This is a genomic window from Longimicrobiaceae bacterium, from assembly GCA_035936415.1.
Lineage (GTDB): Bacteria > Gemmatimonadota > Gemmatimonadetes > Longimicrobiales > Longimicrobiaceae > JAFAYN01.
In genome coordinates, this window is the sequence record DASYWD010000051.1 from 1 (window position 1) to 24,119 (window position 24,119).

A 24,119-nucleotide genomic window follows, 5' to 3' on the forward strand; every position below is an offset into this window, starting at 1 on the left:
CGCGCAGGGGATGGCCGCGGGGGCGGGGGTGCCGCTCGCGGCGGAGGACGGGAGGGTCTTCGGCGCGCTCGGCGTGCTGGACTCGCTGCCACGGAGCTGGAGCGCGGACGAGCTCGCCACCCTGGCGGAGCTGGCGGCCGCCGCGGCGCGCGAGGTGGAGTGGCGCTGCAGGGAGGTGCGGATGCGCGAGGTGCAGCACGAACTGCGGCTGCAGCGCGCGCAGCTCGACGAGCTGTTCGAGGCCGCGCCCGAGGGGATCGCCCTGCTCGACGTGGAGGAGCGGGTGGTGCGCGCCAACGGCGAGTTCCTGCGGATGTTCGGGTACCGGCCCGAGGAGGTCGCCGGGGTGTTCGTCAACGACCTGATCGTCCCCCCGGAGCTGCTGGAGGAGGCCGAGCGGGTCACCCGCGCCGTGACCGCCGGGCGCCCCGTGAGCCTGGACACCGTCCGCCGCCGGCGCGACGGGACCCGGCTGGACGTCTCCATCCTGGGGAAGCCGGTGCACCTGGACGGCAGCCCGGTGGCCATCTACCTGGTGTACCGCGACATCACCGAGCACCGGCACGCGCTGCGGGAGCTGCGCGCGGGCGAGGAGCGGTTCCGCCAGCTCGCGGAGAACCTGCGCGACGTGTTCTACCTGAACACCGCGGACCGGAGCGAGGTCCTGTACGTGAGCCCCGCCTACGACCGCGTCTGGGGCCGCTCGCGCGAGGATCTGTACCGGGAGCCGCGCGCCTGGCTGCGCGCCGTGCACCCGGACGACCTGGAGCGGGTCGTTCGCGCCACGGACGGGCCTCCCGGGCGCGAGTACGAGCTGGAGTACCGGATCGTCCGCCCCGACGGCGAGGTCCGCTGGATCCGCGAGCGCACGATCCCCATCCGCGACGAGGAGGGGAACGTGTACCGCGACGCCGGGATCGCCGAGGACGTGACGGCCCGCCGCCGGGCGGAGGAGGACCGCGCCGACGCCATCGCGGCGCGGAACCGCTTCTTCGCCATGGTGAGCCACGAGCTGCGCACCCCCATCAGCGCGGTGATGCTGTACAACGACCTCCTCCTCTCCGGCGCCTACGGACCGCTGGCGGAGGCGCAGGCGGACGGGATCCACCGCTCGCAGTCCGCCGCGGCGGCGCTCCTGGAGCTGGTCAACGAAGTGCTCGACCTCGCCAGGCTGGAGGCGGGGAAGATGGAGGCGCGCGCCGAGGAGTTCCGCGTGGCGGAGCTCCTGCGCGAGGTCGCCGACGCCGTCCGCCCCCTCGCGGACGAGAACGGGTGCGCGCTCCTCGTGGAGGTGGAGGATGCCCCGGAGACCCTGGCGACCGACCCCCGCCGCCTCCGGCAGATCCTGCTCAACCTGCTCTCCAACGCGGTGAAGTACGGCGGCGCGCGCCCGGTGCGGGTGGCCTGCCGCCGCTCGCCGGAGCGCGGCGTGCTGCTGGAGGTCACCGACCAGGGGCCGGGGATCCCGCCGGCGGAGCGGGAGCGGATCTTCGAGGAGTTCGTGCGGGTCGGCGACGGGAGCCAGCCGGGGACGGGGCTCGGGCTCACCATCGCGCGGCGGCTGGCCGAGCTGCTGGGAGGGTGGGTGGAGGTCGATTCCGTGGTGGGGGAGGGGAGCACCTTCCGGCTGGTGCTCCCCGAGCGGGGCTCCTCCCCCGGAACCGTCTCCTACGGCTGAGCGGCGGAGGCAACCGGGCCGCGGAGGCCGAGCGCACCGGCCAGCGGGTACGCGACGACGGCGGGCTTGGGATCGTGGCGCACCCCGTAGAGCGTGGCGTTCTCCGGGTCCACCGCGATGGTCAGGAGGGCCGCGTCCAGGTGCAGCACGCGCACCAGGTGGCCGTCCCAGTCGTACACGTGCACGTACTCCCCGAAGGCGGAGTCCTCCCCGTATCCCTCCCGCGTTCGCCCCGAGAACAGCGCGTAGACGTACTCGTCCGTGGCGGCGGTGTGCACGTATCCCATCCGCATGTCGTCGCCGCTGCTCATGATGGGGCCGTGCGCTCCCCGCGCGACGGTGAACCGCGGATCGAAGCCGAAGGGGCCGCGGATCCGCCGCACGAGACTCCCGTCCGGCCGGAGCACGTCGATCAGGTCGGCGTACTCCATCCCGAGCGCGATCAGGGTACGCGCCCCGTTCGTCGCGGGCGTCGCCAGGTATGCCTCCTGGCGGACCGTCGGGGGGACCCTGTCGCCACCGGGGGGCAGGTCGCCCACGGTCCCCAGCGGCAGGCCGTCCGTGTCGAACCGCGCCAGGCGGCCGTCCACGAAGAAGCCGGGGCTCACCACGGTGTCGCCGATCCACATCGGCCCGGTGAGCGTGCTCCCGGAGGACAGCTTGAGGACCCGGGTGTCCACGCGCGACCCCGGCGCGGCGTGGTGCCGCTCCAGGTCCACGTGGGTGATGCGGCGGAGGCTCAGGTCGTAGACCCAGAACTCCTCCGGCTTCCCGGGAACGGGGTCGATCGACCAGGCCCCTTTGTACTCGCCCGGCCCCTCTCCCTGTCTCCCCAGCGATCGCACCAGCGCTCCGTCCGCACTGCGGAGGACGTGCACCGCCGAATCGGCGCCGTCGTCGATGACGGCCAGGTACGGGCCCGCGACCGCCAGCCCGGTCGGGATCCCCAGGAGGTCGCTCTCGTGGACGACCCGGCCGGCCACCTCCACCGGGGCGAGCCCGGAGTGGTCGAGGCTGGCCGGGCCGTGCTTCCCCGACGGTGCACCGTCGGAGCAGGCGGCGCTGGCGAGGATCGCGGCGCCGAGGATCAGGGAATGTCTCATCTCGTCGTACGGAGGGGTGTCGCGGGAGTGCAGGGTCCGAGGGAAGATCGCCAGGCCACCAGAGCGGACGAGAACCTCAGGTCAGCACGGGCCGGACGACTTGTAGTAGTAGCCCTTGTGGTCGCCCGCGCCCGCGTTGCAGATCGCGGTCTTGCTCAGGCAGCAGGTCCCGGCCGCGACGGGCTCGAGCTCCGTGCCGCACGCCTCGTTCGTGGTGACCCCCGCGTCGCCGGAAAGGGCGACGGGAGCGACCACGAGGATCGCGGCGAGTGGGAGGATGCGGGCGAGGAAACGCTTGTTTACAGAAACTCGCATGTGTGCTCCGGAAGGACGGAAGAGTGGGTGAAGCGGGAGATCCCGCGGTGGTCCGGCGCGGGCACGATCCCGTGCCGGGCCGGTCCGGGTGGACAGCGGAAAGCGGACTGGTCTGGCGAACTGCGGTGGACGTGCGATCCGAGGCCGACGTCCGGCTCTGGTGGGAGTGGCGGGAAAAGATATCGCTCCGCACGATAGTCGTCAAGTATGCGCTCACGGCGCGGCTATCCACGGCCCGAACCCCCACCCCTCCTTCCGGGTACAGGAGGCGCACGCTGGCTTCGCCTTTTTTCATTCGTACCCGCGGTCCCGCCGGATGAACTCGCACGCCCTGAACGTCCTCGAATACGGGGAAGCCCTGGACGTCGTCGCGCGCCACGCTTCCTCCGCGCTGGGGGCGGAAGCGGTGCGCGCGCTGGACCCCTCCGACGATGCCGGGTGGATTGCGGGCGAGCTGGCCACGGTGGGGGAGATGATGCGCTTCCTCGGCCGCGACGAGGGGTGGGCGGTCCCGGCGGTCCCGGACGTGCGCGAGCCGCTGAAGCGGCTGCGCATCGAGGGGAGCGTCCTGGACGGGCGCATGCTCCGCGACCTGGGGACGCTCCTCGCCTCGGCGCGGACGGTGAGCCGCTCGGTGCGCCCCGCGGCGGAGGCGTTCCCGACGCTGGGGTGGCTGGCCGAGGGGATGCTCCAGCTCGACAAGGAAGAGGCGGAGATCGAGCGCGTCCTGGAGGAGAACGGCGAGGTGCGCGACGGGGCCTCTCCCGAGCTGTACCGGCTGCGTCGGGGGATCAAGGGCGCTCGCTCGCGCATCGTGGAGCGCCTGAACGCGTACGCGGCGTCCCTCCCCCCCCAGTACCAGGTGGCGGACGCCTCGGTGACGGTGCGCGAGGGGCGCTACGTGATCCCCGTGCGCCGCGAGGGCCGCGGCGAGGTGGGCGGGATCGTCCACGACGAGTCGGGGACCGGGGCCACGCTCTTCGTGGAGCCGCCCGCCGCGGTGGAGATGATGAACCACCTCCGCGAGCTGGAGGCGGCGGAGGGCCGCGCGGTGCTGCGCATCCTCCGCGACCTCACGGACCGGCTGCGCCCGCACCAGGCGGGGCTGCTGGCGTCGCTCGGTGCGCTGGTGCGGCTGGACGCGGTCTTCGCGCGCGCCCGGTACGCCCGCCGGGCGGAAGCGGCCCTCCCCGAGATCCTCCCCGCGGGGACGGAAGAGTACGTGGTGGTGCGCGGCTTCCACCCCATCCTCCTGGCGCGCGGGGAGAGCGTCGTCCCCTTCGACCTGCGCATGGACCCGGGGGAGCGCACCCTCCTCATCTCCGGCCCCAACACCGGCGGCAAGACGGTGCTGCTCAAGGCCGTGGGGCTGATCTCGCTCCTGGCGCAGAGCGGCGTCGTCCCGCCCGTGGCGGCGGGGACGCGGCTCCCGGTGTTCCGCGACGTGTTCGCGGACATCGGCGACGAGCAGTCCATCGAGGCTTCGCTCTCCACCTTCTCCGCGCACCTCAAGAACCTGCGCGAGACCCTGGACGGCGCCGACTGGGAGTCGCTGGTGCTCACCGACGAGATCGGGAGCGGCACCGACCCCGTGGAAGGCGGGGCGCTCGCCTCCGCGATCCTGGTGGAGCTGACGCGGCGCTCCGCCTTCACGGTCGCCACCACGCACCTGGGGCAGCTCAAGCTCCTGGCGACGGAGGAGCGCGGGATCGTCAACGCCTCGCTCCAGTTCGACGCGGAGCGGCTGCAGCCCACCTACCGGCTGGTGAAGGGGCTCCCCGGGCGCTCCTACGGCCTCGCCATCGCGCGGCGGCTGGGCCTCCCCGCGCCGGTGCTGGAGCGCGCCGAGTCCACCCTGCCGCAGGGCGAGCGCGACGTGGCGAAGCTGCTCCTGGACCTGGAGGCCAAGGAGCAGCGCCTCGCGGCGGACCTGGCGAGCACGGAAGCGCGCCTTCGCGAGACGGAGGCGCTCAGGGAGGAGCTGGAGGAGCGCGTCCGCGAGCTGGCCCGCCGCGAGAAGGACGCGGAGCGCCGCGCCCGCCAGCAGGCGCGCGACCTCCTGCTCAAGGCGCGCGCGGAGGTCGAGGAAGCCATCCGCGGGGTCCGCGAGGCCGCGGAGTCGGAGAAGCTGGACGAGGCCGCGCGCGCCGCCCGGCGCCGGGTGGAGGAGGCCGCGTCCCGGCAGAAGGAGCGCACCCCGCGCGAGGCGAAGCGGGGCGCGAAGAACGGCGACGGCGGCCGCCCTCGCGAGGCGGCGCTGGAGCCTGGCGTGCGGGTGCGCATCGAGTCGCTGGGGCGCACCGGGACCGTCGTGGAGCTGCGCGACGGGAAGGCGATGGTGGAAGCCGGGTCGCTGCGCATGCTCCTCCCGCGCGACGACCTGTCCGTGCTCCCGGCGGGGGACCAGGAGCAGAAGCCGCGGCAGGGAGCCGGGTGGGGCGGCGGGTACGCCTCGACGGCGGCCGACGCGCGCCCGGAGGTGGACCTGCGCGGCCTGCGCGTGGACGAGCTCGAGATGCGCCTGGGGAAGGCGCTGGACGACGCGATCCTGGCGGGGCTCCCCACCTTCCGCATCATCCACGGCAAGGGGATGGGGGTGCTGCGGGAGCGCGTGCAGGAGCTGCTGAAGCACGACCGCCGCGTGGTGGTCTACCGGCCGGGCGAGCTGTTCGAGGGAGGCACGGGGGTGACGGTGGTGGAGTTCGCGTAGGACAGTGACCGGGGCTCCCCGGGTGCGTTGTCTCTCACCGGTCCAGAACGTATCTTCAATGTAGATACTTCATCGCGGAGGTGTTCATGCGCGCACGCGTCCAGAAGTGGGGAAACAGCCTGGCGGTCAGGATCCCCAAGCCACTGGCCCTAGAGACGGCGCTCGACCAGGACTCGGAGGTCGATGTCTCGGTCGAGGACGGCCGCCTCGTCATCTCCCCGGTAGAAGAGCCGGAGTACACGCTCGAGGAGCTGGTAGCCGGGATCACGGACGAGAACCGGCACCCCGAGATCGACACCGGACCCAGCGTCGGGAACGAAGCCTGGTGAGGGAGCCCGGATACGTGCCCGACCGCGGCGACCTCGTCTGGATCAACTTCGATCCGCAAGCCGGGCATGAACAGGCTGGCCGCAGGCCGGCGCTGGTGCTCTCGCACGCGGTGTACAACGCGCGGTCGGAGCTGGCGCTGTTCTGTCCGATCACCAGCCGCGTGAAGGGGTACCCGTTCGAGGTGGGACTGCCGGACGGCCTCAAGGTCCAGGGAGTGGTGCTTTCCGACCAGGTGAAGAACCTCGACTGGCGTGCGCGGAAGGCGGAGTTCGCCGACCGGGCTCCCGACCCGGTGGTCCGAGGTGTACTCCGTAAGCTCGGCGCTCTCGTCCAGCTTCCGAAGCTTCCAGGCTGACTCCCCCCTCGCGCCCGCTCGCGGGGTCCGCTATCTTCGGTTTATCTTCGGTATCCGTTCGGTGCTGGTAGGCCTCTCTCCGAATCGCCGGAGCAACCCGTAGATGTCCATCCCCGACTCCGTCATCGAAGAGGTCCGCCACCGCGGCGACCTGGTGGAGATCGTCTCCGAGCATACGCGCCTGAAGCGCTCGGGGAGGACCTTCCGCGGGCCGTGCCCGCTGCATGGCGGCTCCGGGCCCAACTTCTCCGTCGACCCGTCCAAGAACGTCTTCAAGTGCTTCACCTGCGGTGAGGCGGGGGACATCTTCTCCTTCCCCATGAAGCACCTGGGGATGGACTTCCTGGACGCGGTCCGCTTCGTGGCCGCCCGCGCCGGCGTGGAGATCCCGGAGCGGCAGGAGCGCCGGCCGGAGGACGACCCCAACCGCCGCCTCTACGAGACCAACGACTTCGCCGCGGAGTGGTTCCGCCGCCGGCTCTGGGACGACGCGGAGGGAAAGAAGGCGCGCGAGTACCTGGAGGGGCGCGGGATCGGCCGGGAGGCGGCGGAGCGCTTCGGGCTGGGGTGGGCCCCGGAGGAGTGGACCGCCTTCGGCGACGCGGCGCGCAAGCAGGGGATCGGCAACGACCTGCTCCTGTCGCTCGGCCTGGTGAAGGAGTCGCAGAAGGGGAACCGCGAGCCGTACGACGCCTTCCGCGGGCGGATCATCTTCCCCATCGAGGACCTGGGCGGGCGCGTGGTCGCCTTCGGGGGGCGGATCCTGGGGAAGGCCGAGGAGCACGTCCCCAAGTACCTGAACTCGCCCGAGACTCCCATCTACCACAAGGGCGACCTGCTCTACGGGCTGGGGTGGAGCCGCGGCGCCATCCGCAAAGCCGAGGCGGCGCTGGTGGTGGAGGGATACATGGACTACGTCTCCCTCGCCGCGCACGGGGTGGAGAACGCCGTCGCGCCGCTGGGCACGGCCATGACCGAGGCCCAGGCCGAGCTGATCGGGCGCTACGCCCCCCGCGCCATCCTCCTGTACGACAGCGACAAGGCCGGCCTCAAGGCCACCTTCCGCTCCGGCGACGAGCTCCTGCGCGCCGCGGTGGAGGTCCTGGTCGCCACCCTCCCGGAGGGCGAGGACCCGGACTCGCTGGTGCGCGCGAAGGGGCAGGCCGCGCTGCGGAAGTACCTGGACGACGCGGTGGACGTGCTGGAGCGCAAGATCCAGATCCTGGAGCGGAAGGGGCTGTTCGACAGCATCTCCGGGACGCGGCGCTCCATCGACGCGCTGATGCCCACCATCCGCGCCGCCTCCGACGAGGTGCTCCGCGGCGTCTACCTGCGCCGCCTGTCGGAGAAGACCGGCGTGCCGCAGGAAACGCTGCAGAAGGAGGTGGCCGAGGCCCCCGCGCGCGACACCCGTCCGCGGGGGTACCCGGAGCGCCGCGAGCGGAACGAGGGCCGGCGGGCGGAGGACTTCGGAGCTCCGCCCGCGCTGGTGGTCGCGCCGAGCCTGGGGCCCGAGCGCAACCTGCTCCTGCTGATGCTGCGCGACGAGACCTGGGTGGAGCGCACGGTGCGTGTCGTGGGGCCGGAGGAGTTCCGCTACCCCATCTACCGCAACATCTTCGAGAAGCTGATCGAGCTGGAGGGGAGCCGTGACGGGGAGGGAGAGTGGCTGGAAGGATTCCCGCCGGAGGTGCTCCCCGTCCTGGAGGAGCTGCGCGGCGACCCCGAGCTGCAGGAGATGGGCGACGCCGAGGAGTTCTTCCAGGCGAACGTCCGTGATCTCCTGGCACGCCCCTTCGAAGAGCGGTTGACGGAGATCGAGCGTGAGATGGCCGTCGCCAACCCTGATCAGCAGACGCGCCTCACCGTCGAGAAAGAACAGATCACCGGGATGATGCGAAAGCGCGGCCTGTTGCGGAAGGCCGGATTCGTACGCCAGGCGCAGAACGGAGCCCGCCCGCAGCGCTGAGCAGCCACCGCCCGCTCCGGCTTCCGTTCGAAGCACCCATCCCCCCGTTCGTCCCCGCGCTGCGGGCGCTCGTCCCGCGAGCTTGCTGGAGACGGGCGGGGGGTGCCATTTTGCGTGTCCTGCCGGGCATTCCTCCGGCCGCCGAAAGCCCAGGACCTCGCCATGACCCACCCGATCCCGCTGGACCAGATCGAGACGCCCGCCGCGCTGGTGGACGTCGACACCATGCACGCCAACCTGCGCCGCGTGGCCGACTACTGCCGCGAGCACGCGCTGGCCTGGCGTCCGCACGTGAAGACGCACAAGACCCCCGAGCTGGCCGCGGAGCAGCTCCGTGCCGGGGCCGTGGGGATCACCGTCGCCACGCCGCGCGAGGCGGAGGTGATGTCCGCCATCGCGGACGACGTTCTCCTGGCGTACCCTCCCCTCGGCGCCTCCAAGCTGGCGCGGCTCATGGCACTGCCGGAGCGGGTGCGCCTCACGGTCGGGCTGGACTCGGCCGAGGTGGCGGCGGAGCTGGGGCGGGCGGCGCGGGAGGCCGGGCGCAGCGTCCGGGTACTGGTGGAGATCGACGCCGGGATGGGGCGCGTCGGCGTGCAGGCGCCCGGCGACGCGGTGGCGCTCGCCCGAGCCGCATCCGAGGTGGGGCTGGAGTACCGGGGGGTGATGTTCTACCTCGGCCACGTCCGCGGCCCCATCGACGAGCAGGGGCCCGCCCTGCGCGCCGTCTCCGACCGGCTCGCGGACTTCCTGGACGCGCTCGACCGCGCCGACCTCCCCCCGGCAGTCGTCAGCGGCGGCTCCACCCCCACCTTCTGGCGCTCGCACGAGGTCTCGGGGACCAACGAGGTGCGGCCGGGGACCAACGTCTTCAACGACCGCACGACCGCGCTGATCGGCGCCTGCACCTGGGACGAGTGCGCCTACTCCGTCCTCGCCACCGTGGTCAGCACCGCGGTGCCGGGGCAGGCGGTGGTCGACGCCGGCTCCAAGGCGCTCGCGAAGGAAGAGGTGCGGGCGGAGGCCGGCGGCTACGGCGCGCTGCTGGACCGTCCCGGCGTGGTGGTGAAGGCCCTTTCCGAGGAGCACGGGCTCCTGGACCTCTCCGGCACCGCGTGGCGCCCGCGCGTGGGCGAGCGGGTGCGCATCGTCCCCAACCACGTCTGCGTCTCCGTCAACCTGGCCGAGCGGCTGTGGGGCGTCCGCGGGGAGGAGGCGGTGGAGTCGTGGGAGGTGGCGGGGCGGGGGAGGGCGCCGCGGCCGGCCGTGGGCGGATGAGCCTTCTCCTGCGCAGCCTCAAGGTGCTCGTCGCCGCTTTCTTCCGCTCGCGGCTGGCCCCGCTGGACGAGTCCGCCGTGACCTTCCGGGTCTGGCCCAACGACCTGGACGTCAACCTGCACATGAACAACGGGCGCTACCTGACGCTGATGGACCTGGGGCGCCTGGACCTCATCGTCCGCCTCGGCGTGCTGGGCGCGCTGCGGCGGCGGAAGTGGGGCCCGGTGGTCGGGTCGCTGAAGATCCGCTACCGCCGCTCGCTCCTCCCCTTCCAGACATACGAGATCCGCACCCGGCTCCTCTGCTGGGACCACCGCTGGTTCTTCGTGGAGCAGCGCTTCGAGCGCCGAGGCGAACTGATCGCCATCGCGCTGGTGAAGGGACTCTTTCTCGGCCCGGAGGGGCGGGTCCCCACCCAGGCGGTGGTGGACGCCTCCGGGTTCCGGGTCCAGTCGCCCCCCGCTCCCGACGCGGTGCTGGCCTGGCAGGACGCCGAGCGGGTGCTCCGCGAGCACGAGGCGCTCCCCGTCGAGGTGGAGGTGGCGGGGTGAGCGGACGCCCCCCCGGCGACCCCGCCTCGGAGGCGCTCCGCCGCCACCTCGCCCCCCCGGAGCCGTCGCCGGGACTGTGTGCCGGCTGCCTCCACGTGCGCGAGGTCCGCAGCGGGAAGGGGAGCACCTTCTATCTCTGCGAGATGTCGAAGACGGACCCCGCCTTCCCGAAGTACCCGCGCCTCCCCGTGCTCCGCTGCCGCGGGTACGCGCCGCAGGGCGCGGCCGGGGCAGCGCCCCCATGACCCGCCCACCCCGCGGCGACACGGCCGCAGGCGCATCCACCGCCGGGACCTCCATGGGACAGCGCACGCTCGCGAACCGCCGGCTCGAATGGACGGTGGTCTGCCTGGGGACCGTGATCCCGGTCATCAACAGCTCGGTGTGGCAGTACGGCCGGCCCCTCCGGGGCGGCGGCACGGTGACCGTCTCCGACGCCGCGGCGATCGGGGCCGCCACCGCGCTGGCGTGGGCGGCCACGATCCTGGGGATGTTCTGGCTGGCGCGGCGCTTCCCGCTGGTGCGCGGCCGCGTGCTCCAGGCGGTGGGCGTCCACCTGGCCGCGGCGCTTCTCCGCGCGCTGGCGTGGCTGCCGTTCAGCGCCTTCGTGTCGCTCTACCTGGTGGGCGAGCCCCCGCCGTTCCCCTGGCGCCGGGCCCTGGTGCCCGTGCTCTACAGCGAGGTGGTGAGCTACGTCCTCGTCCTGGGGACGATCTACGCCGTCCAGTACTACGAGAGGCTGCGCGATCGGGAGATGGACGCCGCACGCCTCGCCGGGCACCTGGCGGAGGCCCGGCTCTCCTCGCTCAAGATGCAGCTCAACCCGCACTTTCTCTTCAACACCCTGCACTCCGTCTCCACGCTGATGCACCGCGACGTGGAGGCCGCCGACGAGATGCTGGCCCGGCTGAGCGTGCTGCTCCGCCTCAGCCTGCAGCACCACGACACCCAGGAGGTGACGCTCCAGCAGGAGATGGAGTTCCTCGTGCCGTACCTGGAGATCGAGCAGATCCGCTTCCGCGACCGGCTGACCGTCCGCACGCACCTCGCCCGCGACACCCTGGCCGCCCGGGTCCCGCACCTCATCCTGCAGCCGCTGGTGGAGAACGCCATCCGCCACGGGATCGCGCCGCGGGCCGGGCCCGGCACGGTGGAAGTCTCCGTGGAGCGGGTGGACGGCGCCCTGCGCCTGGTCGTGCAGGACGACGGGGTGGGCGTGGGCGCGTCGGAGGGTGGGCGGGGCACGGGCGTGGGGCTCTCCAACACCCGTGCGCGGCTCCAGGCGCTCTACGGCGAGGCGCACCGCTTCGCGGTGGAGCCCGCCCCGGGCGGGGGGACGCGGGTCACGGTGTCCATCCCCATGCGCGAGAACGGCGGAGTCGTCGAGGCACACCGGGAGGAGGAGCGATGAAGCTTCGGGCGCTGATCGTGGACGACGAGCCGCTGGGCCGGGAGCGGATCCGGCAGCTCCTCGCCGCCGAGGAAGACGTAGAAGTGGTGGCGGAGTGCGGGCACGGCGGGGAGGCGGTGGAGGCCATCGAGGGGCTGGAGCCCGACCTGGTCTTCCTCGACGTGCAGATGCCGGAGCTGGACGGCTTCGGGGTGGTCGAGGCGGTGGGGGTGGACCGCATGCCCATGACGGTGTTCGTCACCGCCTACGAGGAGTTCGCGCTGCGGGCCTTCGAGGCGAGCGCGCTCGACTACCTCCTCAAGCCCTTCGACCGGGCGCGCTTCGCCCAGGCGCTTGACCGCGTCCGTACGCAGATCCGGCTGCGCCGCGACCAGGAGGTGCGTGGGCAGCTCGCCACGCTGCTGCAGGAGATGCGGCCGCGCCGCAAGCACCTAGAGCGGCTGGTGGTGCGCTCCGGCGGGCGGATCCGGTTCGTGCGGGTGGAAGAGGTGGACTGCTTCGAGGCGGAGGGGAACTACGTCCGCGTGCACGCCGGCGAGCGCAACCACCTGATCCGCCAGACTATGTCCGCGCTGGAGGCGGAGCTGGACCCCGCCCGGTTCCTGCGGATCCACCGCTCCACCATCGTGAACCTGGAGCGGATCGACCACATCGAGCCCCTCTTCCAGGGGGAGTACTCGGTCGCGCTGCGGGGGGGGCGGAAGCTCACTTCCAGCCGCGGGTACCGCGAGCGGCTGCACGAGGCGCTGGGCCTCTCGTAGCGGGCGGCGGCCCCCTCAGGGGGCTCGCTCCCCGTCCAGCCTCGGTCCGCCGCCCGCCGGGCCCACCGCTTCCGGTCTCCCGCTTGCCCGCCGGTCCCCCCGTGGAATACCTTTGGTGCATGCAGACCCTCGCCTCGCCGCGCCCCCTCGCCCGCCGCTGGATCTTCCCCGCCACGCCCGATGCGGCGGCGGTGGAACGCCTCTCAGGCGAGCTCCGCCTCCCCCCGCCGCTCTGCCGCCTCCTGGTGCAGCGGGGCTTCGGCGAGCCCCATACGGCCCGGGAGTTCCTCCGCCCCCACCCGGGGCAGATCCACCCGCCTCAGCTCCTCGCCGGGATGGCCGACGCGGTGTCGCGCCTCCGCCGCGCCATCGGGGCGGGGGAGACGGTGCTCGTGCACGGCGACTACGACGTGGACGGCATCTGCGCGACCGCGCTCTTCACCCGTGCCCTCCGCGCGATGGGGGCCCGCGCCGTCCCCTTCGTCCCGCACCGGCTGGAGGACGGGTACGACCTGACCGACGCCGGGATCCGGGCCGCCGCGTCCGCGGGGGCCACGCTGATCCTCACCGGCGACTGCGGGATCGTGGCGCACGAGGCGGTGAACCGCGCCCGGCGCGCGGGGATCGACGTGGTGGTGACCGACCACCACACCCCCGGGCCCACCCTCCCGGACTGCGTCGCGGTGGTGAACCCCAACCGCGCCGACTGCGGCTACCCCGACAAGGGGCTCGCCGGGGTGGGGGTGGCGTACAAGCTGTGCTGCGCCCTCGCGGCCGAGGTGGGCTTCCCGGAGGAGCGGCTGCACCCCTTCCTGGACCTGGTGGCCGTCGCCACCATCGCCGACCTGGCGCCGCTCTCCGGGGAGAACCGGGCGCTGGTGCGCTGGGGCCTCAAGGTGCTGGCGCAGACCCCCAACCCCGGGCTGCGCGCCCTGCTGCGGAGCTGCGGCCTCGCCGACCGCGCCGAGATCACCGCGGCGCAGGTGGGCTACGTGCTGGCGCCGCGGATCAACGCGGTGGGGCGGATGAGCGAGGCGCTCCGCGGGGTGGACCTCCTCCTCACCGACGACCCCGCCGAGGCCGCGGAGATCGCCGCGTCGCTGGAGGCGGAGAACCGCTCCCGGCAGGCGGTGGACGGGCAGACGCTCGGGGAAGTGATGCGCACGCTGGACCGGGTGTACGACCCGGACCGCGACTGGGGGGTGGTGCTCGCCGCCGACGGCTGGCACCCCGGCGTGATCGGGATCGTGGCTTCCCGCGTGGTGGAGCGGATCCACCGCCCCACGGTGCTGATCGCCCTCTCGGGCTCCGGGGAGGGGAAGGGGAGCGCGCGCTCCATCTCCGGGTTCCACCTGTACGACGCCCTGCGCGAGTGCGCGGGGCACCTGGTCCGCTTCGGCGGGCACCGCTACGCAGCGGGATGCTCCATCCTCCCCGACCGGGTGGATGCCTTCCGCTCCGCCTTCAACGCCCGCGCCCGCGCCGTGCTCACCGAGGACCACCTGGTCCCCGAGGTCCGCATCGACCTGGAGCTGCGGCTGCACGAGGCCGGGGACGAGCTGTTCCGCATGCTGCGCCACGCCGGGCCGTTCGGGATGGGGAATCCCACTCCGGTGTTCGCCGCGCGAGGCGTGGGGGTGGCCGGCCACCCGAGGCTGGTGGGCCAGAGCCACCTCAAGATGACGCTGGCGTCCGGCGGCGCCTCGCTGGAGGCCATCGGCTTCGGGATGGGCGACCGCCTGGCCGACCCGGGCTTCGCGAGCGGGCCGCTGGACGTGGCCTTCAAGCTGGAGGAGAACACCTGGAACGGCCGGAGCCGGCTGCAGGCGAAGCTGGTGGACGTGCGCGCCGCGGAGCGGTGAGGATCGTCGCCGGGGAGTGGGGCGGGCGCCGCATCACCGCGCCGCCCGGCAGCGCCACCCGGCCGACCACCGACCGCGTCCGCGAGGCATGGATGAGCGCCGTCGCCGACCGGATCCCCGGCGCGCGCGTGCTCGACCTGTTCGCGGGCTCCGGAGCGCTGGGCCTGGAGGCACTCTCCCGTGGGGCGGAGCACGCGGTCTTCGTCGAGAACGCCCCGGGGGCGCTCCGGGCGCTCCGGGCCAACCTGGACGCCCTGGGCGCCGGGCCGCGCGCCGACGTGGCCCGGCTGGACGCCATGCGCTTCGTCGGCGGGCTGGGGGCGGGGGCCTTCGACCTCGCCTTCGCCGACCCGCCATACGGCCGGGGCCTGGCCGCCGCGCTGCTGGAGCGCTTCGCGGAGGTCCCGTTCGCCGGCCTCCTCTGCGTGGAGCACGCCCGCGGCGACGCCCTTCCCGACCTCCCGGGTGCCCGCACCCGCCGCTACGGCGACACCTCGCTCACCTTCGTCCCCGCGAGCGACTGAATGGCCGACCCCCGCGTGGCTCTCTTTCCCGGCTCCTTCGACCCGCTCACCGCGGGGCACGAGGACGTGGTCCGCCGTGCCCTCTCCATCGCCGACCGGGTGGTCGTCGCGGTCGCCCACTCGCCCACGCAGACGAAGCGGGGGATGTTTTCCATTCAGGAGCGGCTGGAGATGATCCGCGAGACCTTCGACGGCGAGCCGCGGGTCGAGGCGGCCGAGTTCCAGGGGCTGCTGGTGGACTACGCCGGCAGCATCGGCGCCGGTGTGGTGGTCCGCGGGGTCCGGACCGTGGCCGACTGGGAGTACGAGCTGCAGATGGCGATGATGAACCGCCGCCTCGCCCCCGGGCTGGAGACAGTCTTCCTGGCCCCCGCCCCCGAGCACTCCTTCGTCTCCGGGACGCTGGTGCGGCAGATCGCCTCGCTGGGCGGCGACGTGTCGCCGTTCGTCCCCGCCGCCGTGCTGCGCCGCATCACCGTGGGCGATGATCCGCCGCCCGTGCGCCCGGAGGAGATCTTCTGAGGCGCGGCATGACCTTTCTCGAACGCGTCCGCGCACGCGCGAAGCAGCACCCGCGCCGCATCGTCTTCCCCGAGGGCGCGGACCGCCGCACGCTGGAGGCGGTGGCGATCCTCGCCCGGGAGGAGTTGGTGCGCCCGCTGGTGGTGGGTGGTCCCCTGACCGCCGCGGACCTGGACGACCTGGGCGTGGGCGACCGGGTGGAGGTGGTGGACCCGGAGCACGACGCCCGCCGCCCCGAGCTGGGAGCGCGCCTCCACGAGCGCCGGAAGGCGAAGGGGATGACGGAGGTGGAGGCCCTCCGCCACGCGGGCGACCCCCTCCTCTTCGGCGCGCTCCTGGTGGCGGCCGGCGAGGCGGACGGCTCGGTCGCCGGGGCGGTGAACTCCACCGGCGACGTGATCCGGGCCGCCCTCTGGGCGGTGGGCCCCGCGCCGGGGATCCGCACCGTCTCGTCCTCCTTCTACATGGTCGTCCGCCCCTTCCGGAGCGGCGACCCGGAGGTGCTGACCTTCACCGACGGCGCCGTGGTCCCGGACCCCACCGCCGAGCAGCTCGCCGACATCGCCGCCGCCGCGGCCCAGGCCCGCCGCCGGGTGGTGGGCGACGAGCCGCACGTGGCCTTCCTCTCCTACTCCACGAAGGGGAGCGCCGAAGGCCCCTCCGTGGCGAAGGTGCGCGAGGCGCTGGCGCTGTTTCGCGAGCGCCACCCGGAGCTCCCCGCCGACGGCGAGCTGCAGGCCGATGCCGCGCTGGTCGAGGCCATCGGCGCGCGCAAGGCGCCCGGCTCCCCGGTGGCCGGCCACGCCAACGTCCTGGTCTTCCCCGACCTCGACGCCGGCAACCTGGCCTACAAGCTGGTGCAGCGGCTCGGCGGCGCCGAGGCGGTGGGGCCCGCCGTGCAGGGGCTGGCCCGCCCCTGCAACGACCTTTCGCGCGGCGCGAGCGTGGACGATATTGTGAACGTCGCCTGTATGACCGCGCTGATGGCGGAGTAACGGCGAGGGTGTGAGTGCGAAAGTGCGTGAGTGCGAAAGTGCGTGAGTGCGAGAGTGCATCGCGGTGACGTGGTCGATGGGGTGGGCGGGGGCTGTCGCAGTTCGCACTTCCCGCCCATGGCACATCGCTTGCCCGGGCGGCGGGGGGATGTTCGGAATTCAACCTGAGGCGTGGAGGAGCCATGAGCTTCCAGACGAGTAAGCAGAACGGGGTGGTGGTGGTGGACGTGGACGGCCAGCTCATCGTCGGGAACCGGCAGGAGCTCAAGCAGAAGGTGCTCGACGAGCTGGAGGGCGGGGAGCGCAAGTTCCTGATCGACTTCGCCAACACCGGCTACATCGACTCCTCCGGGCTCGGGGTGCTGGTCAGCCTCTCCAAGAAGATCCGGGAGCAGGGCGGAGAGCTGCGCCTCGCCAACCTCAACGAGGACCTCCGGACCCTCTTCGAGCTCACCAAGCTGGACACGCTCTTCAACATCGCGGACTCCCGGGACGAGGCGCTCCAGTCCCTCTGAGCCGCGGCAGAATGCGCCTGAACCACGAAGCACGGCCCGCGGCCGACCCGGGCGCCGCCGCCGGGCCGGCCGGAGAGGCCGCCGGGGAGCCGGTGGCCTTCGTCCTGGAGCTCCCCAGCGACCTGGACGTCATCGAGGGGGCGGTCGCCTACCTGGTGGACCGCTGCCGCGGGGCCCGGTTCGACGGCTCGCGCCTCACCCTGAACTTCCGGGTGGGGATGTGCGAGGCGCTGGCGAACGCCGTCATCTACGGCAACCGCCGCGACCCCGGGAAGTGCGTCCGCGTGGAGGTGGAGCTGAGCTCCAGCCGCGTGGCCGTCTGCGTCCGCGACCAGGGCGAGGGGTTCGAGCCGGGCGAGGTGCCGGACCCCACCCTCCCCGAGAACCTGGAGCGCTCCGGCGGACGCGGGATCTTCCTCCTCCACAAGCTGATGGACGAGGTGCGGTACAACGAGCGCGGCAACGAGGTGCGCTTCGTCCTCCACTGCGGTGAACCCCTGCGCAGGGCCTCCGGCGAGTGATCCCCCCGGCGATGTCTCCCCCCGCCTCCCCTCCCGCCCGCCTCCCCGACGCGGCACGCGCCCTGGTGGACGACTTCCGCCGCGAGTGCGGGCGCGAGGTGCGCGTCTGGGCGCGCACCGGGGCGGGGTGGGCCTCCACCGGGGACGGGGAGTACGGGGCCGGCGAGCACGCCCCCGGTCCCGACGCCGCCGAGCTGGAGGACGGGGCGGGCGGCGGGTTCCGGATCGAGGTGCTGGGCGCCCCGCCCGACGAGGCCCGCCCGCTGGCCCGCTTCCTGGCCCGCAGCGTGGAGCGCGCCCTCCGGCACGACGCGGAGGTGCGCTCCATGAGCCGCGAGATCATCGAGCGCTACGAGGAGATCACCCTCCTCTACTCCATCAGCGAGATCCTGGGGTCCGTCATCTCCCTGGAGAGCGCGGCGGGGACCATCCTGGAGGAGGTGATCGGGATCCTGGGCGCCCGCCGGGCCGCCCTCTGGGTCTACGACGCCGAAAAGGGGCAGCTGGAGCTCGCCGCCGCCGTGGGCGGGGACGGGCAGCCCGGTCCCATCGTGGTTTCCGACCCGTGCTCCGTCACCGCGCAGGTCTTCCGCGAGCGGCACGCGGTGCTCCTGGGACCGGACGAGGAGTACCCGCGCCCCGGCTGCGACGCCACGAACCTGCAGCGGGGCTCCTTCCTTTCCGTACCGGTGAGCTACACCCCGCCGGAGGGGGAGGCGCGCACCATCGGCGTCATCAACCTGGTGGGGCGCAGCACTTCCGAGGCGTTCTCGGCCGGGGACCTGAAGCTGCTCTCCGCCATCGCCAGCCAGATCGGCGCGGCGGTGGAGAACAGCCGGCTGGTGGAGGAGAGCCTGCGCCAGGAGCGGATGGTCCGCGAGATGGAGCTGGCGCACGACCTCCAGCTCAAGCTCCTCCCGTCCACGGAGCAGTTCGACGGCTACGCCGAGGTGGCGGCGCGCTGCGTCCCGGCCGAGTCGGTGGGGGGCGACTTCTACCACCTCTTCCGCCTCCCGGGGGGCCGGCTGGGGGCCATGATCGGCGACGTGTCGAGCCACGGCTTCGGCGCGGCGCTCATCATGGCGCTCACCATGAGCGCCGTCGCCATCCACGCGTCCGAGGGCGACCCCCCGGCCGAGGTGCTGCGGCGGGTGCACCGCACCCTGATCGACGAGCTGGAGACCACGGAGATGTACCTCACCCTCTTCTACGGGGTCATCGACCCGGAGGGCGGGAGGATCACCTACGCCAACGCCGGGCACGGCCACGCCTTCCGCGTCCGCGGCGACGGCGCCACCGAGCGCCTGCGCGCCACGGACCCGCCGCTGGGGATTGTGGACCTGGAGGAGTATCACGAAGACCAGGTGCCGTGGGCTCGCGGCGAGGACCTGCTCTTCCTCTTCACCGACGGGCTCTCCGATTCGCTGGAGGCGGGCGAGGTGGAGGGCTCGCGCATCCTCCTGGACGAGGTGGCGCGCGGACGGGGGATGGGGGTGCGGGAGCTGATCGAGCGCCTCTTCGTGCTGGGCGCGCCGCCGGGCGGGGGGAGCATCCCCGCGGACGACCGCACCGCGCTCCTCGTCCGGCTCTGACCTGGCGCCCCGTCCCGTGAGCCCGTCCCGGAAGCCGCGCGGCGGCGGCGACCGCCCCGGCGCCCCGCACCGCGCCAAGCGCTCCCTCGGCCAGAACTTCCTGGTCGATCCCAACGCGCAGCGCCGCATCGCGGAGTCGCTCGGGGCCGGTCCGGACGACGAGGTCCTGGAGATCGGCCCCGGGCAGGGGGCGCTCACCCGCCACCTCGCCGGCCGCGTCGGCCGGCTGGTGCTGGTGGAGCTGGACAACGACCTCGCCCCGCGCCTGCAGCAGGAGTTCGCGGGCGACCCCTCGGTGGAGGTGGTGCACGGCGACATCCTGGAGGTGCCGCTGGAGCGGCTCTCCGCCGACCCGGGGGCCCTGCGGGTCATCGGCAACATCCCCTACAACATCACCACGCCCATCCTCTTCTCGCTCCTGGAGCGCCGCCCGCGCCCGCGGGAGGTCGTGCTCATGGTGCAGCGCGAGGTGGCGGACCGGATCCTGGCCGAGCCGGGGAGCAAGGCCTACGGCGCCCTGGCCGTGGGCGTCCGCTCCGTGGCCGACGCCGAGCGGGTGCTGCAGGTGGGCCGGCAGTCGTTCCGCCCGGTCCCGGACGTGGAGTCCACGGTGGTGCGGATCACCCCGCACGTCCCGCCCCGCCTGTCCCCGGAGGACGAGGTCGCGCTCCGGGATCTGACCCGCGCCGCCTTCGGCCAGCGGCGCAAGCAGTTCCAGCGCATCCTCCGCGACGCCTACGGCCTCTCCCCGGAGGAGACCGAGGCGCTGGGGGCGGAGCTGGGCTTCGACCTGCGCGACCGCCCGGAGACCTTCACCCCCGAGCAGTTCATCGTGCTGGCGCGGGCCCTCGCGGCGCGGCGCTCCTCCCGCCGCGGCTGACGTCCCCCGGCGTTGACGCGGGTTTTGTCGCGGCTTATCTTGTGAAAGAATTCACAAGATCAAAACCTTCGCCCCGGGTGCCTCCGTGGGTGCGCCGCGAATGAAGAAGATTTCCGAGTCCACCGTCCGCAGGCTCTCGCTCTACCTGCGCTTCCTCCAGGAGGCCGCCGACCGCGGGCTCGACACCATCTCCAGCGACGAGCTGGCCCGGCGTGGGGGGGTCACCTCCGCGCAGGTGCGGAAGGACCTCTCCTTCTTCGGCTCCTTCGGGAAGCGGGGGCTGGGGTACTCCGTCCCCGAGCTGGTCCGCCAGATCCGCGACATCCTGGGGCTGAACAACACCTGGCGGGTGGCGCTGGTGGGGGCGGGGAAGATCGGCTCGGCGCTGATCTCCTACCGCGACTTCCAGCGCCGCGGCTTCCATATCCACGCCGTCTTCGACTCCGACCCGGCGAAGGTGGGCGCCGCGTGGGGCCAGCTCCGGGTCCGCCCCGACGCGGAGATGGACCGGGCGCTGGCCGAGGAGGGGATCGACATCGTGATCGTCGCCGTCCCCGCCGACGCCGCCCAGGGCGTGGTGGACCGGGTAGTGGCCGCCGGCGTGCGCGCCATCCTCAACTTCGCCCCCACCCGCCTGCGCGTCCCCGAGACCGTCTCCCTGCGCAACGTGGACATGACGGTGGAGCTGGAAAGCCTGGCCTATTCCATCTCCGATCGGCTGCGGTAAATCGGCTGCGGTAAATCGCGCGACTCTGCGTTGCTGCTCGTCGGGGCTCCCTGCGGCGTACATGAAGTACGCCTCAGTCGCCCCTCCTCGCGCGCCTTGATTCGCACGATTTCCCTTTGCCGATAGCCCCCTCGGGAGAACGGCAACTGCAATCGGCACGGCAACAGCAACGCAACAGAAACAGAAGACGGGCCCCGTGCTCCGGCGACGCCGGAGCGTCCCAGGAGGGAGGTGGGGGGGAGGCTCCGTAGGAGGGCGTATGTTTGAGCCCGCGCGGCAACCCCGTCTCGCTCCGCCGGCCGGGCGAGTTACGCACCGACGGAGGAGCCTCCCCCCGCCGACCGACGCGCCCGACAATCGAGGACCACATCTTGCCGTCATCCCCGCCCCACCGCCCCCCCGACGAGCAGCAGAACAGCCGCGGCCCAGGCAAATCCTGACCCGCCGGCTTCGGTTGCGCGCCTCCGGGCCCTTCACCTATCTTCCCGGGCTATGAACCCGAACGCCCGCGTCCACGTCACGTCCGAGATCGGCCCGCTGCGGCGGGTCATCTGCCACACCCCGGGGAACGAGCTGCGCGCCGTCACCCCGTCCAACCGCGAGCAGTTCCTGTACGACGACATCATCGACGTGGACCAGGCTCGCCGGGAGCACCACCGCTTCCGCGCCATCCTGTCGCGCTTCTGCGAGGTGCTGGAGGTCCGCGACCTCCTCTCCGACATCGTGGACGAGCCGGAGGTCCGCAGCTTCCTCATCAACCACGTGATGGAGATCGCCCCCTCCGAGCCGCTGGGCGGCGAGCTGGCGGAGGTGACGGGCGCCGAGCTGATCACGCGGTTCATCGAGGGGAAGGAGTGCACCGCCGGCCCCATCTCCAAGCTCCTCAACAAGGTCTCGTACGAGCTCCCCCCGCTCCCCAACCTGTTCTTCACCCGCGACGCGGCGATGGTGGTGAACGAGGGCGTGATCATCGGGGCGATGAAGTACGCCGTGCGGTGGACGGAGGAGCTGGTGATGAAGGCGCTCTTCACCTACCACCCCATGCTGGGGAACGCCGGGCTGATCTACGACGGCGCCGAGGAGCACCGGAGCGACTACACCATCGAAGGCGGCGACGTCCTGATTCTGCGCCCGGACCTGGCCATGATCGGGCTCTCCGAGCGGTCCTCCCCGGTGGCGATCGAGGGGCTGATCGACGGGCTGCGCGAGAAAGCCGGCGTGGAGCACGTCCTTATCGTGGTGCTCCCCACCGAGAGCCCCGCGATCCACCTGGACATGATCCTGACCATGGTGGACCGCGACCACTGTGTGGTGTACCCGCCGTACTTCTTCGGGCCGTCGCGCCTCCCGGTGCTTCACTACCGGCCGGGCGCGAAGGGGGTCAAGGAGTACTCCGACCTGTTCGCCGCGCTCAAGCAGGCGGGGCTCCCGCTGGCGCCCATCTGCTGCGGCGGACAGCACCCCACCGTGCAGGAGCGCGAGCAGTGGGCGAGCGGGTGCAACTTCGTGGCGGTGCGCCCCGGGATCGTCCTGGGGTACACCCGCAACGAGGCCACCATGCACGAGATGGAGCGCGAGGCCGGGTACCGGATCGTGGGCGCGCTCGACTTCCTCACCGGCGATGCCGAGATCGAGGAGGGTGACAAGGCGGTGATCGCCTTTGAGGGCGCGGAGCTGGTCCGCGGCGGCGGAGGTGGGCGGTGCATGACGATGCCGGTGCTGCGGGAGGACATCTGGTGAGCTCCGGCGCCCCGGCGTACAACGACGTGCTCCGCTTCGAGCGCGGAGGGACGCTCACCGACCGCGCCCACCGGCTGCTGGAGCGAGGACCGCTCGACACCGCGGTCCTCGCCTCCCAGGTGCTGGGGATCTCCGGCGACCCGCGCGCGGCGGCGGGCGCGGTGTTCGCGCTGCTGGGCACCGATCCGCGCTTCACCGTCTCGCCGGAGGGCGTCTGGTCGCTCGGGGCCGCCGCGCTCCCCCGCCGGCTCCTCCGCGAGGAGCGCTTCGTGGTGGTGGACGTGGAGACCACCGGCGGCGCACCGGGGAGCGGGCACCGCGTCACCGAGATCGCCGCGGTGTGCGTGGAGGGCGGGGAGATCCGCGAGACCTTCTCCACCCTGGTGAACCCGGGGCGGCGCATCCCCTCGATGATCGTCTCGCTGACCGGGATCACCGACCGGATGGTGGCGGACGCTCCCCGCTTCGGCCAGGTGGCCGATCGGGTGCTCCCGCTGCTGGAGGGGCGCGTCTTCGTCGCCCACAATGCCCCGTTCGACTGGCGCTTCGTCTGCGCGGAGCTGGAGCGCGCCACCGGGATGCTCCCGGTGGGGCGGCAGCTCTGCACGGTGAAGCTGGCGCGCAAGCTCCTGCCGCAGCTCCCCTCCCGCTCGCTGGACGGGCTGGCCCTCTACTACGGGCTGGAGATCGAGTCCCGCCACCGGGCGCTGGACGATGCCGTCGCCACGGCGAAGGTGCTCCTCCGCTTCCTGGACGTGCTGGAAGAGCGCGGAGTCGTGGACTGGGACGGGATGGACGTCTTCCTCGGCAGGCGGACGCCGCGCCGGAAGCGCACCGCCACCCCCCGCTCCATGGACTCCGCGTGAGCGCTGCCGACCTGGCGAGGCTGCACGCGGGCGACCTTCCCCTGGTGCGGACCCGCACCCTGGGCGACCTCCGCATCCACGCGCTGGAGGCGGGGCTGCAGCGGCTGGACGGCGGCGCCATGTTCGGGGTGGTCCCCAAGCCGCTCTGGGAGCGGCGGATCCCCGCCGACGCGCGGAACCGCATCCCGCTGGCGCTTCGCTGCCTCCTGGTGGAGACCCCCGACGCGCTGGTGCTGATCGAGACCGGGCTGGGCAACAAGGAGGGGGAGAAGTTCATGGACATCTACGGGGTGGAGAACGCCGCCGCCCCGGGCTCCGGCGCCGCCGACCGGCTGCCGGAAGCCGTCCGCCACGCCGGCTTCTCCCCGGAGGACGTCGCGGTAGTGGTGAACACCCACCTCCACTTCGACCACGCAGGGGGGAACACCTTCCGCGACGCGGAGGGCGCCGTGCGGCTGTCCTTCCCCAACGCGCGCTACCACGTGCAGCGCGGCGAGTGGGAGTGGGCGCACCGCGCCAACGAGCGCACCCAGGCCAGCTACCTCCCGGACAACTTCGTTCCGGTGATGGAGGCCGGCCGGATGGAGCTCATGGACGGGGCGGGGGAGATCCTTCCCGGGATCGAGACCGTCCTCACCCCGGGGCACTGCCCCTGGCACCAGTCCGTACTGGTCCGCTCCGGTGGGGAGACGGCGTGCTTCCTCGCCGACGTGGTCCCCACCATGGCGCACCTGCCGCTCCCCTGGATCATGGGGTACGACGTGGAGCCTCTGGTGACGCTGGAGTCCAAGCGCACCCTCCTCCGGCGGGCCGCAGAGGAGCAGTGGCTCCTGGTCTCCACGCACGACCCGGCCACGCCGTGGGGGTACCTGGAGCCGGACGGAAAGGGCGCCGCACTGCGGCCGGTCTGAAGC

At 72.8% G+C, this 24,119-nt stretch carries 24 protein-coding genes; 22 read left to right on the plus strand and 2 right to left on the minus strand.

Translation table 11 applies throughout. The features are described 5' to 3' along the window. The coding region (locus VGR37_02075) for a PAS domain S-box protein (GenBank protein HEV2146184.1) at positions 1–1,678 on the plus strand (1,678 nt) is incomplete at its 5' end. On the opposite strand, the gene VGR37_02080 is transcribed toward VGR37_02075, so the two are convergent. Both VGR37_02080 and VGR37_02085 read right to left on the minus strand, forming a co-directional pair. Continuing rightward, positions 1,669–2,781 (minus strand): BF3164 family lipoprotein, encoded by a 1,113-nt coding sequence (locus tag VGR37_02080; GenBank protein HEV2146185.1) that lies wholly within the window; start codon positions 2,779–2,781, stop codon positions 1,669–1,671. The two genes, VGR37_02075 and VGR37_02080, sit on opposite strands and share 10 nt — an antisense overlap. Before the next feature lie 81 nt (positions 2,782–2,862). After that, a complete protein-coding gene (locus tag VGR37_02085) occupies positions 2,863–3,096 on the minus strand; it encodes a hypothetical protein (GenBank protein HEV2146186.1) in 234 nt (77 codons plus the stop codon). Positions 3,097–3,412: 316 nt separating this feature from the next. On the opposite strand from VGR37_02085, the gene VGR37_02090 reads away from it, so the two are divergent. The 21 genes from VGR37_02090 (at position 3,413) to VGR37_02190 (ending at position 24,116) form a co-directional block, all read left to right on the plus strand. Further along, positions 3,413–5,806, plus strand: coding sequence for an endonuclease MutS2 (locus VGR37_02090; GenBank protein HEV2146187.1), 2,394 nt, complete (start codon positions 3,413–3,415; stop codon positions 5,804–5,806). Positions 5,807–5,892: 86 nt separating this feature from the next. After that, complete coding sequence (locus tag VGR37_02095; protein HEV2146188.1) at positions 5,893–6,135, plus strand: AbrB/MazE/SpoVT family DNA-binding domain-containing protein; 243 nt, start codon at positions 5,893–5,895, stop codon at positions 6,133–6,135. After that, positions 6,132–6,491, plus strand: a complete 360-nt coding sequence (gene mazF, locus VGR37_02100) for an endoribonuclease MazF (GenBank protein ID HEV2146189.1) — start codon at positions 6,132–6,134, stop codon at positions 6,489–6,491. The genes VGR37_02095 and mazF overlap by 4 nt, the downstream gene beginning before the upstream one ends. A gap of 103 nt (positions 6,492–6,594) precedes the next feature. After that, the gene (gene dnaG, locus VGR37_02105; protein ID HEV2146190.1) at positions 6,595–8,460 is read left to right on the plus strand and encodes a DNA primase; all 1,866 of its coding nucleotides are present in this window, start codon (positions 6,595–6,597) and stop codon (positions 8,458–8,460) included. A 162-nt stretch (positions 8,461–8,622) separates the two neighbouring features. Further along, positions 8,623–9,738 carry a D-TA family PLP-dependent enzyme gene (locus tag VGR37_02110; protein HEV2146191.1) on the plus strand — a complete coding sequence of 372 codons (1,116 nt, stop codon included), beginning with the start codon at positions 8,623–8,625 and terminating at the stop codon, positions 9,736–9,738. Beyond that, entirely contained in the window at positions 9,735–10,289 is a 555-nt protein-coding gene (locus VGR37_02115; GenBank protein HEV2146192.1) for a thioesterase family protein, read from the plus strand. Before VGR37_02110 ends, VGR37_02115 begins: the two co-directional genes overlap by 4 nt. Next, positions 10,286–10,534: a hypothetical protein gene (locus VGR37_02120; GenBank protein HEV2146193.1), complete on the plus strand. Its 249-nt coding sequence runs from the start codon at positions 10,286–10,288 to the stop codon at positions 10,532–10,534. Before VGR37_02115 ends, VGR37_02120 begins: the two co-directional genes overlap by 4 nt. Further along, entirely contained in the window at positions 10,531–11,700 is a 1,170-nt protein-coding gene (locus VGR37_02125) for a histidine kinase (protein HEV2146194.1), read from the plus strand. The genes VGR37_02120 and VGR37_02125 overlap by 4 nt, the downstream gene beginning before the upstream one ends. Then, a complete protein-coding gene (locus VGR37_02130; protein HEV2146195.1) occupies positions 11,697–12,461 on the plus strand; it encodes a LytTR family DNA-binding domain-containing protein in 765 nt (254 codons plus the stop codon). Before VGR37_02125 ends, VGR37_02130 begins: the two co-directional genes overlap by 4 nt. Before the next feature lie 119 nt (positions 12,462–12,580). Beyond that, positions 12,581–14,323 carry a single-stranded-DNA-specific exonuclease RecJ gene (gene recJ, locus VGR37_02135; protein ID HEV2146196.1) on the plus strand — a complete coding sequence of 581 codons (1,743 nt, stop codon included), beginning with the start codon at positions 12,581–12,583 and terminating at the stop codon, positions 14,321–14,323. Further along, positions 14,320–14,847, plus strand: coding sequence for a 16S rRNA (guanine(966)-N(2))-methyltransferase RsmD (rsmD, locus tag VGR37_02140; GenBank protein ID HEV2146197.1), 528 nt, complete (start codon positions 14,320–14,322; stop codon positions 14,845–14,847). Before recJ ends, rsmD begins: the two co-directional genes overlap by 4 nt. Beyond that, positions 14,848–15,369, plus strand: coding sequence for a pantetheine-phosphate adenylyltransferase (coaD, locus tag VGR37_02145; GenBank protein ID HEV2146198.1), 522 nt, complete (start codon positions 14,848–14,850; stop codon positions 15,367–15,369). Positions 15,370–15,377: 8 nt separating this feature from the next. Next, positions 15,378–16,364, plus strand: a complete 987-nt coding sequence (gene pta / locus VGR37_02150; GenBank protein HEV2146199.1) for a phosphate acetyltransferase — start codon at positions 15,378–15,380, stop codon at positions 16,362–16,364. A gap of 182 nt (positions 16,365–16,546) precedes the next feature. Further along, positions 16,547–16,879 carry an STAS domain-containing protein gene (locus tag VGR37_02155; GenBank protein ID HEV2146200.1) on the plus strand — a complete coding sequence of 111 codons (333 nt, stop codon included), beginning with the start codon at positions 16,547–16,549 and terminating at the stop codon, positions 16,877–16,879. An 11-nt stretch (positions 16,880–16,890) separates the two neighbouring features. Continuing rightward, positions 16,891–17,400, plus strand: a complete 510-nt coding sequence (locus tag VGR37_02160) for an ATP-binding protein (protein HEV2146201.1) — start codon at positions 16,891–16,893, stop codon at positions 17,398–17,400. An 11-nt stretch (positions 17,401–17,411) separates the two neighbouring features. Beyond that, entirely contained in the window at positions 17,412–18,992 is a 1,581-nt protein-coding gene (locus tag VGR37_02165) for a GAF domain-containing SpoIIE family protein phosphatase (protein ID HEV2146202.1), read from the plus strand. Positions 18,993–19,008: 16 nt separating this feature from the next. Continuing rightward, positions 19,009–19,872: a 16S rRNA (adenine(1518)-N(6)/adenine(1519)-N(6))-dimethyltransferase RsmA gene (gene rsmA / locus VGR37_02170; GenBank protein HEV2146203.1), complete on the plus strand. Its 864-nt coding sequence runs from the start codon at positions 19,009–19,011 to the stop codon at positions 19,870–19,872. A 100-nt stretch (positions 19,873–19,972) separates the two neighbouring features. Further along, positions 19,973–20,599, plus strand: coding sequence for a redox-sensing transcriptional repressor Rex (locus VGR37_02175; GenBank protein ID HEV2146204.1), 627 nt, complete (start codon positions 19,973–19,975; stop codon positions 20,597–20,599). Between the two features lie 492 nt (positions 20,600–21,091). Next, positions 21,092–22,339: an arginine deiminase family protein gene (locus VGR37_02180; GenBank protein HEV2146205.1), complete on the plus strand. Its 1,248-nt coding sequence runs from the start codon at positions 21,092–21,094 to the stop codon at positions 22,337–22,339. Then, the gene (locus VGR37_02185) at positions 22,336–23,205 is read left to right on the plus strand and encodes an exonuclease domain-containing protein (protein HEV2146206.1); all 870 of its coding nucleotides are present in this window, start codon (positions 22,336–22,338) and stop codon (positions 23,203–23,205) included. Before VGR37_02180 ends, VGR37_02185 begins: the two co-directional genes overlap by 4 nt. Beyond that, a complete protein-coding gene (locus tag VGR37_02190; protein HEV2146207.1) occupies positions 23,202–24,116 on the plus strand; it encodes an MBL fold metallo-hydrolase in 915 nt (304 codons plus the stop codon). The genes VGR37_02185 and VGR37_02190 overlap by 4 nt, the downstream gene beginning before the upstream one ends. Positions 24,117–24,119 lie beyond the last annotated feature (3 nt).